This window comes from Priestia megaterium (assembly GCF_041941685.1).
GTDB lineage: Bacteria > Bacillota > Bacilli > Bacillales > Bacillaceae_H > Priestia > Priestia megaterium_C.
The window spans coordinates 1,329,495-1,346,232 of record NZ_CP130958.1; the positions used below are offsets into that span (position 1 = coordinate 1,329,495).

Sequence of the window (16,738 nt, forward strand, 5' to 3'; positions counted from 1 at the left end):
ATTGCTCCACTTCAGGCACTTTTTTAAAAATAACTTTTACCCAGCGGTTTAAACACAGGTGCTTGCCGTTTTCTTGGAGTCGAAACAGGGCTTTTAGCCGGCTGTACGAGATGACCCGTATATTTAGATAATAAGCGCTTCGCATAAGATAATGACATAGTCGTTTTGGGATTTCGATACTGATGGTTTAAATGGCCGAGGTGTGATAACTCTTTGAAGTCTTCTTTCTTTGGAGGCATATGGAAAAAGTAGTCTCCAACTGATACAAGTACATCTGATTTTTGTTGACTTTTACCAGGGTTTGGCGAAAAGTGAAGTCCTTCTTTTTTGGCTTTTCCTTCTAAAATTAGTTGATCTAATGCAATTTTCTTTAACGTATATAACTGCTTAGGATCAGGAGCAGCTTTTGCGTGACGATTTACAGTGAAAATAGCTTGTGCAATCTCAGATACAGACGGGGTCAAAGAGCCTTGTCCATTTGCTTGAGACATACGTTCACTCCCTTTCTATCATATCAGCTGTTCAACCCATAAGGTGAAAGCTGATACGTTCATTATAGCGTGTCTTGTCCCATTTGAAAATAATTACACGAAGAAGTATTTTGGTAATTAATGAAATTTCCTATGTATAGGGTTTGTTTTGTTACGCTTCCTTATACAAGTAAAGTGGAACAGCACGCCATACTTTCTATTTTAAAAAAAATGCTGCTCGCACAGTTAAACAATCATTGATTAGTAAATCCCGAACTATTGAGCCATTCGTCGAGAAGGTCGAATATAAACACCAGTCCCATTTGGCACAATTTGAGCTAGCTCATTTACTTGGGCATTATACATGCGAATGCATCCTTTGGATACGGCTTTTCCAATAGAACTTGGATCATTTGTTCCGTGAATGCCGTATGACTTTTTAGACAAGCTTAGCCACATTGTACCAAAAGGCCCCCCGGGGTTTGGCTCCCGGTTAACGATAACAAAGTCTCCAGTAGGGGTTGCGCTCAGCATTTTTCCTGCTGCAATGGGATAGACTTTTTGTATGATATTATTTCTTCGTAATTCAAGCTGCTTTTCAGCAATAAACACGTGGATCGTGTAAGGAATGAGCTCTTTATCAGGGAGGTTTGGAATGATGATTACTTGCCCAGGCTTCAGCGTACTATGGCTTACAAAAGGATTAGCCATCCACAGGTCTTCAACCGGAACCCGGTAGTCACCTGAAACGCTTTGCCAGGTTTCACCGTGCTTTACTATATATCTCATTAACTTCGCTCCTTTGATATATGACTATGTTGTAACAGTATACGATTGAAAAAAGTAAAAGTGACTTTTGTGAGCATAAAGTTATTTTGAAAAAGGTGTTGAAATTACATTGACTTATAAGCATGGACTGATTGATATAGGTTCAAATACGATACGCCTTGTTATTTATGAATACAAAAAAGGCAGAGGGTTTAAGCAAATTGAAAACGTGAAAGTAGCTGCACGGCTTCGAAATTATTTAAGTAAAGAAGGAGTGTTAACGGCTAAAGGAATATATACCTTGCTTGATACGCTTAAAACGTTTGGAGTTATTACCAAGCATCAGCAGCTGCCGCACGTTACCTGTGTGGCCACAGCTACCATCCGTCAAGCGGCTAATGCAAAAGAAGTTCTAGCGCTTGTAAAAAAAGAAACGGGCTTTTCTATTCAACTATTGTCTGAATATGAAGAAGCGTATTACGGCTTTGTTGCCGTTATTCATTCCACTTCGATCGAAGAAGCCATTACAATTGACATTGGTGGGGGAAGTACGGAAGTTACGTATTTTCGCAATCGAGAGTTAGTGCAGTACCACAGCTTTCCGTTCGGTGCCTTATCTCTGCGTCTGAAGTTCGTCAAAGGCAATATTCCCACTGCAGAAGAAAAAGTAAAAATCCGCGATTTCGTGATCCGGCATTTCCATACTGTCCCGTGGCTTTTAAATCGCCAAGTTCCGATTGTAGCAATTGGAGGAAGTGCAAGAAGTATGGTGCAAGTGCATCAAGGTTTTATCCACTATCCTCTCGCCGGGCTGCATCAATATGAAATGAATTTAGCTGATATATTGCATGTGAAATCTGCTATAGGCTCATTGTCTTATCACAATCTTCAAAAGCTAGACCGCTTGTCAAAGGATCGTGTGGATACAATTTTGCCAGCGATTGAAGTATTTCAATCATTATATGAAACAGTCAACGCGACTCGTTTCATCTTAAGTCGCAAAGGCTTAAGAGAAGGGGTGTTATTTAAGGAGGCTTCTGATGCTAATATCCAGCCAATGTACCCCGATGTCATACAGCAAAGTTTTCAAGAAATAATGGAAGAGTTTGAAGTAAGTAAAGATTATGTCAAACAGCTTACGCGCACAGCTATTATGATGTTTCAGCACCTTAGGGAGCAGGGACCGGTTGATTTAAAAGAGGATGACTTAGCGCTTCTTATAAAAGCTGCGCAAGTGTATGATATAGGAAAGTATATTAATGCGGAATCAAGCAGCCAGCATACGTTTTATGTGCTTGCTAATCGTACAATCGATGGAATTTCACATAGAGAACGTTTAAAGCTGGCACTTGTTTCTTCATATAAAGGGAAGTCTTCTTTTAGGCAATATGTTGCTCCTTTTAAAAAGTGGTTAACAAAAGAAGAACAAAAAAAGTCCAGCTGCTCGGTGCAGTTTTAAAAATAGCTGACGGTTTACATGCAACAAAGCGAAATGTTGTTCAACATATTGACATGAAAAGCGATGAAAACACAGTTACGATTAAACTATTATGTACAAAAACCTTTCGTCCTGAACAATATCAGGCTGAAAAACAGAAAAAGCATCTAGAAAAAGTAGTGAAAAAAAATATTGTTCTTGAATTTACTAAGCTTTAGAATAACGCTGGATCGGTTAGAATATTCAGTATAGCTAACTAGATTAAATCCATTATCCTGGAAGGTGAGGCTAATGTTAGAAAGTAATCGCACTTATAAGCAAACCATACAAGTGGCTGATTCAGCTTATTACAATAATCGTGAATTGAGCTGGCTGGCTTTTAACAAGCGGGTGCTGGAAGAAGCAGTAGATACGAAAAACCCTTTGCTTGAGCGGTTTGAATTTCTAGGAATTTTCAGTTCAAATCTGGATGAGTTTTTTATGATTCGGGTAGCCGGATTAAAAGATCAAGTGAAAGCTGGATTTAGCAAACCTGAAAACAAAGCAGGCTTAACTCCTAAACAGCAGCTATTTTCTATCTCCAAACAAAACCACGATCTAGTCAAGCAGCAGTATGATACGTATATTCATACACTTCTTCCCGAATTACAGAAATACGGCGTGGAAATCATTACGGTTGAAAAGCTGGAGAAATCAAATCTAGATAAGCTTGAACAGTATTTTGACGAGCAAATCTTTCCCGTATTAACTCCTATGGCTATTGATACCTACCGGCCGTTTCCTATGTTGATGAATAAAAGCTTGAACTTAGCAGTCGTCCTTTCAGAAAATTTAAATGACGAGCAGCAAATTGCCGAGATAAAAGAAAGGCTAGCTATCGTTCAAGTACCTTCGATGCTAACGCGCTACATTGAAATAGCCACGTCAGATTCTACCCGTCTATTTGTATTGCTAGAGGATGTAATTGCCTATTTTATTAAAAAGTTGTTTAAGGGATACCGCGTTTCTTCCGTTTCTCAATTTCGAATTACCCGCAACGCAGATATGACTATTCACGAAGAAGACGCTCAAGATTTACTAAAAGAAATTGAAGAAGAGTTACAGAAGCGAAAATGGGGAGCGGCTGTTCGGCTTGAGATTAAGAGTCCATATGATCAGGGTGTACTAGCGCATTTAAAGTCAGTACTTGAAATTGACGATGAAGATGTGTATGAGATCGAAGGACAGCTGGATTTAACCAGTTTATTTTCGTTTTATAAATTACTTAAATCTACGCATGAAGAGTTGGCTGAAAAAGCCTTTATTCCTAAGCTTACAACAGAGTTACACCCGGATCAAAATGTTTTCGACCAAATGATTCAAAGAGATATTTTGCTTCACCATCCTTATGAATCGTTTAAGCCGGTACTTGATTTTGTTAACGGTGCAGCAGACGATGAAAATGTGCTTGCTATTAAGCAAACGGTATACAGGGTAAGCGGAGATTCTCCCGTTATTAAAGCATTAAAGCGAGCGGCTGCAAAAGGTAAACAAGTGACGGTACTAGTTGAACTAAAAGCGAGGTTTGATGAAGAGAATAATGTGCAATGGGCTAAAGAGCTAGAGCGGGCAGGGTGCCACGTGATATATGGAATGACTCATTTAAAAACGCATGGTAAAATTACGCTCGTGGTGAGAAGAGAAGGAGAGCATATTAAACGGTTTGTTCATCTTGGTACTGGGAATTACAACGATGCGACGGCAAAGATCTATACGGATATAAGTCTTTTTACTGTCAACCGAAACATCGGGATAGATGCGGCCAATTTTTTTAATTACTTAAGTGGCTATACGCAAAAACCAGTATATCATCATTTATCCGTTGCACCATTTGATATAAGAAATGATTTTTTGCATCTCATTGATCAGGAAATCCATTATCACAGACGGTATGGCAATGGAAGAATCATTGGGAAAATGAACTCATTGACGGATAAAATTTTAATTATGAAGCTATATGAAGCTTCTATAGCTGGTGTGACAATCGAACTCATTGTTAGAGGAGCGTGCTGCTTGCGCCCTCAAATTCAAGGCGTTAGCGAGAATATAAGAGTAAGAAGCATTGTCGGACGATTTTTAGAGCATAGCCGAATCTATTATTTTCATCATAATAAACAGGAAAAGTTTTTCTTTTCATCTGCAGATATGATGACAAGAAATATGGTGAAACGAGTAGAAATTTTATTTCCTATCTTGGATACACATTTGAAAAAAAAAGTGTGGAAGTGGCTTGAAGTTATGCTTGCTGATAATGTAAAAGCACGAGAACAAGATCAAGAAGGGAATTATCATTACGTCATAAAAAAAGAACATGAGCTCTCTATTAATAGTCAAGAGATCTTTTGTCAATATGCTCTTTGCGACGATCAAGAATAACATAAAAAAAGCCGAGTGCTCGGCTTTTTAGTCATGTTATTATCTAGGAATGGGACCAACAGGACCGTATCCAGGTCCGTAGTATGTGTTATAAACAGGAGCACCGCCTCCATAGCCGGCACCAGGGTAGCCTCCTCCAGGAAATCCACCGCCGTAAAACGGAACTGAATAAGGATAAGGTGGTGGACAGCACCCAGGTCTGCCTCCAAAACCGCCAACAGCTAGTCCGCCAAGCAGCCCACCAGCTAAGCCAGCAACAAAAGGAAATCCAAAAAAGCGCTCGTCACCATTTGGAATATTACGATATCCTGTATAGGGATATTGATAGTACATAATTTAACCTCCTTGTCAGTTGTCTTTGTAGTGTATGGCTGAACGGAAGCTTTTGAGCCTGGTTTATTTCTTTAAGACTAGAATTAGGCGGTCATGATCAGCTAAAAAAAGACAATCAACATAAAAACGCCCTGTAAGGGCGTTTTTATGTTGATTGCAAGGTGAAAAGCGTAATTTCAGGCGTAGCTAAAAAACGAAAAGGAATGCGAGTGGTTCCTAAGCCTCTATTCACATAAAGCTTCATTTTAGAATCTCCAACTTCGTACATTCCTTCTGGATATACCGTCCCAAAGGGCGGTGTAATCAAAGGACCGTAAAAAGGAATTTGAATTTGGCCTCCATGACTATGGCCGGAGAGCTGAAGATCCACTGGAAAAGGAGCTGCTTTGACAGCAACGTCAGGTTCATGAATCATAGCAATAGAAAAAATATCCGGCTGTAATTGTCCTAGCGTTCCTTCATATTGTGGATTCCCAAGCATAATATCATCGAGTCCACAAATATGAATGTAGCTTTTATCAGGCATGGACACTGTGTCAACTTCATTTACTAGAAGTCTAAATCCTGCGTCTTCAATGGCTTGTTTATAGATATTTGTTCCATATCCTCCATGATCATGATTACCATATATGGCATATTTTCCAAGAGGAGCCTGAAGCCTCTGTAAAATTGGAGGAATTCTTTCTGGATGCGGGTATTCATTAGGTACATCCATTAAATCTCCGGTAAATAATATGATATTGGGCTTCAAGTTATTTATGGTCACCATAAGCTGTTCTAGTTGTAATAAATCGTAAGAGAGTCCAAGGTGAATATCACTAAATTGTAAAATTTTTATTCCGTTAAAGCTTTTCGGAATATTTTTAGAAGTAATTGTATGACGAACAATTTGCAGACGTCTAGGCTCAATATATTTGGCATATGTATACCCAAAAGACGTGGTGAGCAAAGACCCTAACGAAATAGACGCTAGTCCTTTCAAAAAAGATCGTCTTGTATACGTCTTTTTCATGCAAAATCAACCTATTCCTTATAGTTTTCAAGTTTTCATTATAGCATTGTTTTTTTTATCATCACAACGAGAAGTCTGCTTTTAAGTTAAATAGATAAAAGTTTCACTTTATTCAGAAAAAATAGTAAAATGATAGGTGTAAAACACTTATGTTTTGGGGAGGAAGATAAATTGAAGAACAAGGTCGTAATTGTTACTGGCGGTTCAAGTGGAATGGGAAAATATATGGCGAAGCGATTTGCAGAACAAGGTGCTCATGTGGTAATCACAGGTAGATCAGCCGATCGATTACAAGAGACAGAAAATGAAATTAAAACGTTTGATGGACAGGTACTTTCAGTGGTAATGGATGTACGCAACCCAGAAGATGTGGAACGAATGGTTCAAGAAACGGACAAGGCATTTGGACAAATTGATTTTTTAGTTAATAACGCTGCAGGCAATTTTATATGTGCAGCTGAAGACTTATCCATTAACGGATGGAACAGCGTAATTAATATCGTATTAAATGGTACATTTTATTGCAGTTCTGCAGTAGGGAAATATTGGATCGATAAAGGTACAAAAGGGGCCATTACAAACATTGTGGCTACATATGCCTGGAACGCAGGAGCAGGTGTTATTCATTCAGCTTGTGCCAAGTCAGGAGTTTTAACCATGACGCGCACGCTCGCAGTAGAGTGGGGGAAGAAATATGGTATACGGGTAAATGCGATTGCACCGGGGCCAATCGAGCGAACAGGAGGAGCCGATAAATTATTTGAGTCAGAAAAAATGAAAGCGTGTACATTGAATTCTGTACCATTAGGACGCCTTGGAACTCCTGAGGAAATAGCAGGATTAGCCAGTTTCTTATTCTCCGATGAAGCGTCTTATATCAATGGGGAATGCATCACAATGGACGGGGGACAGTGGCTAAATCAGCATCCTTTTTAAGTTTGGATACGCACTAAAAAGTACAAAGCAAACCGAGAAGGGCTAGCAAAATTATGCTATTCGTATTATACTAACGTAAAGTGAACAAGGAGAGGGGAGAGTTGAGTGGACCCGTTAGATGTATTAACAAACATAGAGAAAACTCTTCCGTATTATCAAGCAATTTTTAGTGCAGATGGACATAGAGTAATTGGCTATGAAGTGTTGGCGAGGTTTCAAAATGAAGGGGAAATTGAAAGTCTCGGCCCATTCTTTCATGATGATGCGATTCCGGATGAATATCGCATAGAAGTTGATTATGCTGTTTTAACACAAGCGCTCGAGCATATGTTGACCCAGGAAGAACAATTTTTAATTTTTATTAATCAGAACCCTAATTTATTAATGAACGATCATGGAGAATCTTTGCTAGAATTATTGCAACTTTTCGAAAATAAAGGATTATCTCTTGATCGAATTGTTCTCGAAATTACCGAACACAATTTTAGTGGAGATTTGGAATCACTTCAACACTTACTAAAGTATTATCAAACATATGGTATTAAGATTGCAATTGATAATATAGGAAAAGAAAGTAGTAATCTAGACAGGATTGGGTTGCTTTCACCAGATATCTTAAAAGTAGATTTACATATTCTAAGACAAACGGACATGGCGCAGTCGTATCAAGACGTATTGTATTCTTTATCTCTGTTAGCAAGAAAAATGGGTGCTACGCTTCTATACGAAGATATAGAAGCCTCCTATCAGCTGCAATATGCATGGAGAAACGGAGGCAGGTATTTTCAAGGTTATTATTTACATAAGCCGGCTGCTGAACTTGTCGATCCGAACATCTTAAAGGATAAACTAAAGGAACGTTTTGAAATGTATATCGCTCACGAAAAGAAAAAGCTGCTTGCTGTTTACCAGCTGACAGAACGCTTTCAAGATAAAATGCAGCAGGTAATGACAAAGTGCAGAAAGCTAGAAACGTATGACGATATGCTGCCTGTTATTGCAGAAGAACTATCCAACGTGTGTTTTCGCCTTTACATCTGCGATGAAAATGGATTTCAAAAGTCTTCTAACTATGTAAAGAAAAACGAGGATTGGATTCTTGAACCTGAATATGTAAAGAAAAATTGGAGCTGGCGCCCATATTTTCTTGAGAATATTATTCGAATGAGCTATGAAAAAAAAGGCATATTATCAGATTTGTATAATGATATTGAAACAGGTGAGAATATCCGAACTTTTTCATATCCGATTGATAATATGCACTATATATTCCTTGATATTTCATATTCTTTTTTATACGAAAGAGACGTTTTGTAGAGAATAAATAAGTTGAAGTTAAACCGGCAACCAGCAAAAGCGGTTGCCGGTTTTTTATGTTTTTTTAGAGGAGAACGACAGTCGGTTATAGAGATATGCATAGGCAGAGAAAATTTCGGAATTCTAATAAAAAAGAAGTTAAGGAGCTGATTTAATTTGAAGAAAATATGCTTACTTGTCTTTTTGCTGATTGTCTTGTACTCAGGAAAATCTGTTCATGCAGAAGTATCAGGAGAGATTAGGCATGAAATCTTTATAAATTTGCAGGACGCTTATCAGGCTCAGCTAAGAGCTGCGTCTGCCCATACTAATCAAGACGCTGTTCGTGAGCTGAAATTGTTTTTAGATGATGAGTATGCATCTGTGTTTTTTAATGAGGCTCTCTTACAAAAAGCTCAAGGGTATGTCGGAGAGGGACCTGAATATTTAACACATTACATCCCTTTCTTTTCTTTCGATGAACACACGAAGGTAGCTCTTCATTCCGACCAAAACAAAGCTTATGTCTATCAATTTTTTCCGGCTGTGCATAATGAACGGGTAAGATACCAAGATCATTACGAAATAATCACGTTAGTAAAAAAACAGGGGAAATGGAAAGTGCAAAAGTTTATATATAGTAAGTAACACTCAAAATAGCCGAGGAAAGCTTATTTTGAGTGTTTCTGTTACCCGATGTTAAGAAGCTTCTCAAGCGCTTGAAGGTCAAATCCTCTGATAATTTCCTGGTCAACACGAATGGTCGGCGTGGAATAAGACTCTAACTCAGTAGTCATTCGCTTTCGAGCAGAAGCATCTTTAGATACGTCAAATTCTTTATAGGAAACGTGATGGTGCTGTAAAAACTGTTTAACAATTTCGCAAGGTGGGCAAGCTGGTTGTGTGTACAACTCTATAGATCTCAATGAAAGCACCTCCCTATATTAAAATGAATGGTGTTAAAGTAGAATGAAGTTTTGTATGATACATAGTATATCGCTATGTTATTATAATAAAAAACGACATATATCGCTATAATAAGGCATTTTCTTATGAAAAATCACGTAAAGTACTTGTGTTTTTTTAGTATGTGGCATATAGTGAAATGGTGTCTTTTAAGTATTAGTTTAGATAAAGTATTTATTTGAATTGATATTGTAGAAAAGTCGAATGCGTAATGATGTAATAGGTGAAAGGAGAGATTATATGTCACAATTACAAGGTATTTTAACTCGTCTTGTGAATCTCCGTGAGCAAGCAAGTGGAAGTGAAGCGCCACAACGCTTCTTCGAAGTAGAGGGAAAAAGAATTTGCAGCGTGAAATATCATGCAAAAACTGAAACATACGAACTTGAAGTATATCAAGATGGTGAAAAGCCAGCCGTTTATCAATTTGATAACGTTGATATGATTGCAATTGAAATTTTTGAACTTATTCATTAAGGGATAAAGCAAAACGAATGCCGCAAAGGATTTTATACTTTGCGGCATTTTTTTGTTACTGCGTATGGAGTTTTTGCGGTGGCTTCTGCCCTATTTTCTCGAGAAATATCGACAAAGTGATAGAGGATTTTCTGATAAATAGAAGGAACGGGTCGAATGCTGTAAAAAAAATAAAATAAAAAATTCAGATAATTATGAACTTTCGTTGACACTTGTTTTAAAAAAATCTAGACTTAACATATAAGGGAGAACATCGAGTGTGTCTGCTTCTATTCCCTCTTAAAGGTTCGCATTTACGTAAGCAAGCTATTTTCATTTTGTAGCTTGTTCTTTTTCTCTTTACACACGTGGAAGTTATGAGAAATGGAAGGAGAATGTATAAATGATTGATATTGATCACAATCAGTTAAATCAAATTGAACTTCGAGATTTGCTTGTCACTTCTGATAAAGTTGCTCATGTTCAAGTGGGAAATAATTTAGAACATGCTTTGCTTGTGTTAACAAAGACTGGCTATACGTCCATTCCCGTATTAAATCCAAGGTTTCAGCTACAGGGGTTCGTGAGCATGACGCTTATTTTAGATTCGATTTTAGGATTAAAACGCATTGAATTCGAACGATTAGAAACCATGAAAGTAGAAGAAGTTATGAATCAAAATGTTCCTCGTGTCTCCATGAAAAAATCCGTATTAAAAGTCATAAATGCCATGATTAACCATCCTTTTTTGTGCGTAGAGAATGAAGATGGCATTTTTGAAGGGATTTTAACACGAAGAAATTTGTTAAAGTCATTAAGAAGGCAGTCCATCATTCTCCCGAAGGAGTCATTTCAATAATTTTTTTAAGAAATCGTGTTTCAGCCTATCTTTCTCCGTTTTTTTCTTATATGATAAAGGTAAAATGAAAGTAAAAAGAGGCTTGAAAGGAATAACTGAATGCAATTAATAGAATGTCGAATGCTCGTTGTATTAGCTCAAGAATTAAATATGAGAAAAGCTGCAGAGAGATTATTTGTATCGCAACCAGCTTTATCACAGAGGCTGCAAACCATTGAAAAAGCATGGGATACACAAATCTTCATTCGTTCGCAAAAAGGACTGTCATTAACGCCTGCTGGAGAAAAGATTGTTCAATTTGCAAAAGAAGTGGTAGAAAAAGAAGATCGGGTTCGTGAGGACTTGCATCATTTAGATAATGAAGTATATGGTACACTCAAATTAGCGGTGGCTTCGATTATTGGACAGCACTGGCTGCCGGCGGTGTTAAAACGCTATATGGATCGTTACCCACATGCTAAAATCTCTCTTGTAACCGGCTGGAGCAGTGAAATGCTTCGCTATCTGTACGAAGATGAGGTACATATTGGAATCATACGCGGAAATCCGGATTGGAAAGGTGTCAAAGAACATTTGTTTACAGATCCTCTTTACCTAGTTGATTCAGAAATTGAAAGGGCAGCGGAAGTAGTAAATACTCATCGACCATTTATTCAATTTAAAAGTGACTCAACGTATTATCAAGAAATTTTAGAATGGTGGCATCGAGAGTTTCATACTACACCGAAGCGTACGATTGTAGTGGATCAGATTGAGACGTGTAAGCAAATGGCTTTAAATGGTCTTGGCTTCGCTATTTTACCATCGATTGCTATTAAAGAAGCTGGAAGCCATATTCACCGGACGCCGCTTCTGAAAGCAAATGGAGAGCCAATTACGCGAGACACTTCTTTAGTTGGATATGAATCAGCGTTTAAACTGAAGCAAGTTCGAGCATTCGTTGATATTGTACGTGAATATGTAAGAGAAACGGTCTAAAGCGAGCTCAGATGCTCGCTTTTTTTATTTGCAATCGTTATCTTTTTATTAAAACGATAATGATGCTTGTCATTGTGAAAGCATTTTGTTACATTAAATGAGACATTGCTTACTTAGGAGGAATACATAATGAAAATGATGGATGCTAATGAGATTATCTCATTTATTCAAAACAGCACAAAATCAACACCGGTAAAAGTTTACGTAAAAGGTGAAGTAGAAGGAATTGACTTTGGTTCATCTTCTAAAACATTCGTAACGGGCAACACAGGTGTAGTATTTGGTGAATGGAAAGAAATCAAAGCTGCTATTGAAGCAAACGAAGGAAAAATTGAAGACTACGTAATTGAAAACGATCGCCGCAACTCTGCGATTCCTTTATTAGATATGAAAGGAATTAAAGCTCGTATTGAGCCAGGCGCTATTATTCGCGATCAAGTTGAAATCGGCGACAACGCTGTTATTATGATGGGTGCATCTATTAACATCGGCTCTGTGATCGGTGAAGGAACAATGATCGACATGAACGTAGTACTTGGTGGTCGTGCAACAGTAGGTAAAAACTGTCACATCGGCGCAGGTTCTGTATTAGCTGGTGTTATTGAGCCACCTTCTGCAAAACCAGTTGTAGTAGAAGATGATGTAGTAATCGGTGCTAATGCTGTTGTTCTTGAAGGTGTAACAGTAGGTAAAGGTGCCGTAGTTGCTGCAGGTGCAATTGTGGTAGAAGATGTAGCTCCTTACACAGTAGTAGCAGGTACGCCGGCTCGCGTTATTAAAGAAATTGACGAAAAAACAAAGTCTAAAACAGAAATCAAGCAAGAATTGCGTCAATTAAACGAAGAATAAGAAAAACGATCAGTTTGCGCTTTTTCTTTGCTGAATTAATAGGTTTTAGCGATTGGGATACTGAATCCTTAAACGTATCATATGGACAAGTTGGAAGCGTGGGCAACCACGCTTTCTTCTTTATTTCGTGAGGAGGACATACACATGGCTGAAAATGAATTTGTGAAAATAAGAAGAGAGCTACATAAAATTCCTGAATTAGGGTTTCAAGAGGTGAAAACACAGCGTTTTTTGCTTGATTATATTAACACTCTTCCGCAAGAGCGCTTAGAAGTAAAGACGTGGAAAACAGGAATCTTTGTCAAAGTACATGGTACAAATCCAACTAAAACAATAGGCTACCGAGCAGATATTGACGGTCTTCCTATCACGGAAGAAACGAATTATTCTTTTCAATCACAGCATGAAGGACTCATGCATGCCTGTGGACATGATATGCATATGGCCATTGGGTTAGGCGTACTGACTTACTTTGCTCAGCATGAAATCAAAGATAATGTACTGTTCATCTTTCAACCTGCAGAAGAAGGTCCAGGAGGAGCACAGCCAATGCTCCAAAGCGACATCATGAAAGAATGGCTTCCAGATTTCATCTTCGCCCTTCACGTAGCGCCTGAATATCCGGTTGGGTCGATTGCGCTGAAGGAAGGGTTACTATTTGCTAACACGTCTGAGCTATTTATCGATTTAAAAGGAAAAGGCGGGCATGCTGCTTATCCACATACAACAAATGATATGGTAGTTGCTGCATGTCAGCTCGTTTCACAGCTTCAAACTATTGTTGCTCGCAACGTTGATCCGCTAGACAGCGCTGTAATTACAGTAGGGAAAATTCAAGGCGGGACGGTTCAAAATATTATTGCGGAGCGAGCTCGCATAGAAGGAACCATTCGCACGCTATCTCCTGAATCAATGACGCGTGTTAAAGAACGAATTGAAGCGATTGTTAAAGGAGTAGAAGTAGGATATCAGTGTGAAACAGCCATTGATTATGGTTGTATGTATCATCAAGTATATAATCACCATAAAGTCACGCGAGAGTTCATGGAATTTGCCAAAGCGCAAACGGACGTGGATGTCATTGAGTGCAAAGAAGCAATGACAGGAGAAGATTTTGGCTATATGCTAAAAGATATTCCTGGATTTATGTTTTGGCTTGGCGTTCAGTCTGAATATGGGCTTCATCATGCCAAGCTGCAGCCTAACGAAGGCGCAATAGATATTGCGATTTCACTTATTACAAAATATTTTGAACATAAAGGCAATCAATAAATCGTATAATCATTTTTCCTTATGGCTAAATTAATACCATGAGGAGGTGGGCAACGATGGCACGAATTGGTGTAGAATACGGTTTAACAGATGTACAGGCTGCACTTCAGCAGCTCGGACATGAAGTGGTACAATTACGCAACGAAAGTGATGCACAAGGGTGCGATTGCTGTGTTGTAACAGGACAGGATTCAAACGTAATGGGGATTTCTGATGCAGTAACGCAAGGCTCAGTTATTACAGCTAGCGGATTAACGGCAGAAGAAATTTGTCAGCAAGTAGGCAACAAGGTACAGGGATAAAAGAAAGCCGAAGGAATAAATCCTTCGGCTATTTTTTATGCATGCTGAGGCTGCTTGGCATCTTCAGGCTGCTTTTTATCAATATTTACTTGATGAGGGAACGGAATATCAATACCGTTTGCGTCAAACGCTTCTTTAAACTCTTTGCGAAGCTGACGTTCAATCCCCCACTGTTCACCGTTTTTAGCTTTGCCAACTACACGAAGCACAACGTCTGATGCGCCTAGACCTTGAACTCCTATCACGTTTGGTCCTTCTACAATGTTTTCATTTGTTGCAGCAACGCGCTCGCATACTTTTTCTAGTACGGAAATAGCTTTGTCAATATCATCATCATACGAAATGCCAATATCAATTAACGCGCGCATATTGCCTCGGGAATGATTGCTTAAGCTTGTAATTTCACGGTTAGGCACATAGTGCAGAGTTCCATCAAATCCGCGAATTTGAGTAGTACGAAGACCTACTGATTCGACAATTCCTGAAAAACTTCCGGTTGTTACATAGTCGTCAACATCAAGCTGTTTTTCAAGAAGTAAAAAGAAACCTGTTACAACGTCGCTAACCAGTCCTTGAGCACCGAACCCGATTGCTAGACCCACAACTCCGGCACCAGCTAATAGAGCTGTGGCATGGATATTTACTGCTTCAAGCAGCATAACGACAAAAATAAAAATAAGTACATATGAAAACACATTAACGGTTAAACTTTTGAGTGTGAGCATACGTCCGCGCGTAGCATTTTCGCGCTCACTCATTTTTTCAAAGGAACGTTCAATAACTTTTTTACCAATTGCTCGTACAAGTAAAAATACAATGGTAATGGCAATGAGTTTTAACACAATAACTCCAGCATTGGTAAGAAGCTGTTCCCAGTTGATGTCTTGCATCTTAAACATTAGTTGTTCATCCTTCCTATGTTCTGTTTCAATATTAATAAGTGGGAATTTATTCTGCGGAAAAGATTTTGTAAGAGTATGAGCACATTTGTTTATTCCCGATATTAGACATGCTAAACTGAGAAGGTAAATAAATGCAACCCTTTTATAGCATTTTTTTGCTGAAGTCAGAGTTTAATTTGCCCTAAAGGCGGGCATAACAACTATGTTACCATTATAAGATGTTGTTTAAATTCATTCTTAATTAATATTGACTAAAAAAACAATATCCATTATAATGAAAACCGTTATAACAGTACATAAGTGAGAATGTTTTATACATTTTCTCATTTAATAATTATTTGGAGGGATCATGTATGCCAGAACGTATGGTAGGTAAACAAGCTCCACGCTTTGAAATGGAAGCTGTATTATCAAACAAAGAATTCGGTAAAGTTAGCTTAGAAGAAAATATTAAAAATGACAAATGGACAGTATTATTCTTCTATCCAATGGACTTTACATTTGTATGTCCAACAGAAATCACTGCACTTTCTGACCGTTATGATGAGTTTGAAGATCTTGACGCAGAAGTAATCGGTGTTTCTACAGACACAATCCATACACACTTAGCTTGGATCAACACTGATCGTAAAGATAATGGTTTAGGTGATCTTAAATATCCATTAGCAGCTGATACAAATCACGTTGTTTCTCGTGAGTACGGCGTTTTAATTGAAGAAGAAGGTGTAGCACTTCGCGGTTTATTCATCATCAGCCCAGAAGGCGAATTACAATATTCAGTTGTAAACCACAACAATATTGGCCGTGACGTTGATGAAACTTTACGTGTTCTTCAAGCGTTACAAACTGGCGGACTTTGCCCAGCTAACTGGAAACCAGGTCAAGCTACTTTAAACGCGTAAGCACAACGTTTAAAAGGTCTAACGTCCACGTTAGGCCTTTTTTTCATCGGATAATAAAGAACATATAGTCAATAATAGTGAAAATAAGGGAGGCTTTTATTCATGAAATTACGTCAGCCAATGCCTGAGTTAACGGGCGCTACAGAATGGTTAAACGGAGAGGTTACAAAAGAGCAGCTAATCGGCGAAAAGCCAACGCTTATTCATTTTTGGTCAGTGAGCTGTCATTTATGTAAAGAAGCAATGCCTCAAGTAAATGAATTTCGCGACCAGTACAAAGATCAATTAAACGTAGTAGCAGTTCACATGCCACGCTCTGAAGATGATTTAGACTTATCAAAAATTAAAGAAGTAGCAGCAGAACATGATATTACGCAGCCAATTTTTGTAGACAGTGAGCATAAATTAACGGATGCATTTGAAAATCAATATGTACCGGCATATTATGTATTTGACAAAACAGGTCAGCTACGCCACTTCCAAGCTGGTGGAAGCGGTATGAAAATGCTTGAAAAGCGCGTGAATCGTGTATTAGGCGAGAACGACTAAATACAGGCAGTTGTAACAGGTGAAAAGCATTCGAT

18 protein-coding genes and 1 pseudogene are annotated in these 16,738 nt (G+C 38.3%); 13 read left to right on the forward strand and 6 right to left on the reverse strand.

The genetic code is table 11. The features are described from left to right. Positions 1 to 23: 23 nt before the first annotated feature. Together Q5794_RS06960 and Q5794_RS06965 are read right to left on the reverse strand one after the other, a co-directional pair. Entirely contained in the window at positions 24 to 491 is a 468-nt protein-coding gene (locus Q5794_RS06960; RefSeq protein ID WP_013056025.1) for a YkyB family protein, read from the reverse strand. 255 nt (positions 492 to 746) lie between these two features. Next, the gene (locus Q5794_RS06965; RefSeq protein WP_057238677.1) at positions 747 to 1,259 is read right to left on the reverse strand and encodes a L,D-transpeptidase family protein; all 513 of its coding nucleotides are present in this window, start codon (positions 1,257 to 1,259) and stop codon (positions 747 to 749) included. 109 nt (positions 1,260 to 1,368) lie between these two features. Here Q5794_RS06965 and Q5794_RS06970 point away from each other — a divergent pair. Next, a pseudogene (locus Q5794_RS06970) lies at positions 1,369 to 2,894 on the forward strand (exopolyphosphatase). Between the two features lie 73 nt (positions 2,895 to 2,967). Further along, the gene (locus Q5794_RS06975) at positions 2,968 to 5,091 is read left to right on the forward strand and encodes an RNA degradosome polyphosphate kinase (RefSeq protein ID WP_374988922.1); all 2,124 of its coding nucleotides are present in this window, start codon (positions 2,968 to 2,970) and stop codon (positions 5,089 to 5,091) included. Between the two features lie 39 nt (positions 5,092 to 5,130). Here Q5794_RS06975 and Q5794_RS06980 read toward each other — a convergent pair whose 3' ends face one another. Continuing rightward, positions 5,131 to 5,424 (reverse strand): hypothetical protein, encoded by a 294-nt coding sequence (locus tag Q5794_RS06980; protein ID WP_374988923.1) that lies wholly within the window; start codon positions 5,422 to 5,424, stop codon positions 5,131 to 5,133. A gap of 145 nt (positions 5,425 to 5,569) precedes the next feature. Next, positions 5,570 to 6,436: a metallophosphoesterase gene (locus Q5794_RS06985; RefSeq protein WP_192996953.1), complete on the reverse strand. Its 867-nt coding sequence runs from the start codon at positions 6,434 to 6,436 to the stop codon at positions 5,570 to 5,572. Between the two features lie 171 nt (positions 6,437 to 6,607). Between Q5794_RS06985 and fadH the strand changes: the two genes are divergently transcribed. From fadH to Q5794_RS07000, 3 genes are all read left to right on the forward strand, one after another. After that, complete coding sequence (fadH, locus tag Q5794_RS06990; protein ID WP_374988924.1) at positions 6,608 to 7,372, forward strand: 2,4-dienoyl-CoA reductase; 765 nt, start codon at positions 6,608 to 6,610, stop codon at positions 7,370 to 7,372. A gap of 105 nt (positions 7,373 to 7,477) precedes the next feature. Beyond that, entirely contained in the window at positions 7,478 to 8,689 is a 1,212-nt protein-coding gene (locus tag Q5794_RS06995; protein WP_013056032.1) for an EAL domain-containing protein, read from the forward strand. Between the two features lie 156 nt (positions 8,690 to 8,845). After that, positions 8,846 to 9,316: a DUF3993 domain-containing protein gene (locus Q5794_RS07000; RefSeq protein ID WP_374988925.1), complete on the forward strand. Its 471-nt coding sequence runs from the start codon at positions 8,846 to 8,848 to the stop codon at positions 9,314 to 9,316. 41 nt (positions 9,317 to 9,357) lie between these two features. Here Q5794_RS07000 and Q5794_RS07005 read toward each other — a convergent pair whose 3' ends face one another. Further along, entirely contained in the window at positions 9,358 to 9,594 is a 237-nt protein-coding gene (locus Q5794_RS07005; protein WP_013056034.1) for a glutaredoxin domain-containing protein, read from the reverse strand. 280 nt (positions 9,595 to 9,874) lie between these two features. Here Q5794_RS07005 and Q5794_RS07010 point away from each other — a divergent pair, with 280 nt between their 5' ends. The 6 genes from Q5794_RS07010 (at position 9,875) to Q5794_RS07035 (ending at position 14,350) form a co-directional block, all read left to right on the forward strand. After that, complete coding sequence (locus tag Q5794_RS07010; RefSeq protein WP_013056035.1) at positions 9,875 to 10,111, forward strand: YkuJ family protein; 237 nt, start codon at positions 9,875 to 9,877, stop codon at positions 10,109 to 10,111. A gap of 382 nt (positions 10,112 to 10,493) precedes the next feature. Further along, positions 10,494 to 10,949, forward strand: a complete 456-nt coding sequence (cbpB, locus tag Q5794_RS07015) for a cyclic-di-AMP-binding protein CbpB (RefSeq protein ID WP_013056036.1) — start codon at positions 10,494 to 10,496, stop codon at positions 10,947 to 10,949. Positions 10,950 to 11,048: 99 nt separating this feature from the next. Next, on the forward strand, positions 11,049 to 11,927 hold the full coding sequence (locus Q5794_RS07020) for a LysR family transcriptional regulator (protein WP_013056037.1): 879 nt from the start codon (positions 11,049 to 11,051) through the stop codon (positions 11,925 to 11,927). A 129-nt stretch (positions 11,928 to 12,056) separates the two neighbouring features. Beyond that, entirely contained in the window at positions 12,057 to 12,776 is a 720-nt protein-coding gene (gene dapD, locus Q5794_RS07025; RefSeq protein ID WP_013082280.1) for a 2,3,4,5-tetrahydropyridine-2,6-dicarboxylate N-acetyltransferase, read from the forward strand. A 144-nt stretch (positions 12,777 to 12,920) separates the two neighbouring features. After that, the gene (locus Q5794_RS07030; protein WP_214985600.1) at positions 12,921 to 14,048 is read left to right on the forward strand and encodes an N-acetyldiaminopimelate deacetylase; all 1,128 of its coding nucleotides are present in this window, start codon (positions 12,921 to 12,923) and stop codon (positions 14,046 to 14,048) included. 56 nt (positions 14,049 to 14,104) lie between these two features. After that, positions 14,105 to 14,350, forward strand: coding sequence for a YkuS family protein (locus tag Q5794_RS07035; protein WP_013056040.1), 246 nt, complete (start codon positions 14,105 to 14,107; stop codon positions 14,348 to 14,350). 35 nt (positions 14,351 to 14,385) lie between these two features. On the opposite strand, the gene Q5794_RS07040 is transcribed toward Q5794_RS07035, so the two are convergent. Further along, positions 14,386 to 15,249 carry a mechanosensitive ion channel family protein gene (locus Q5794_RS07040; RefSeq protein WP_013082282.1) on the reverse strand — a complete coding sequence of 288 codons (864 nt, stop codon included), beginning with the start codon at positions 15,247 to 15,249 and terminating at the stop codon, positions 14,386 to 14,388. 356 nt (positions 15,250 to 15,605) lie between these two features. On the opposite strand from Q5794_RS07040, the gene Q5794_RS07045 reads away from it, so the two are divergent. After that, entirely contained in the window at positions 15,606 to 16,154 is a 549-nt protein-coding gene (locus tag Q5794_RS07045; protein ID WP_014461006.1) for a peroxiredoxin, read from the forward strand. Between the two features lie 102 nt (positions 16,155 to 16,256). Next, positions 16,257 to 16,703, forward strand: a complete 447-nt coding sequence (locus Q5794_RS07050; RefSeq protein ID WP_214985606.1) for a redoxin domain-containing protein — start codon at positions 16,257 to 16,259, stop codon at positions 16,701 to 16,703. Positions 16,704 to 16,738 lie beyond the last annotated feature (35 nt).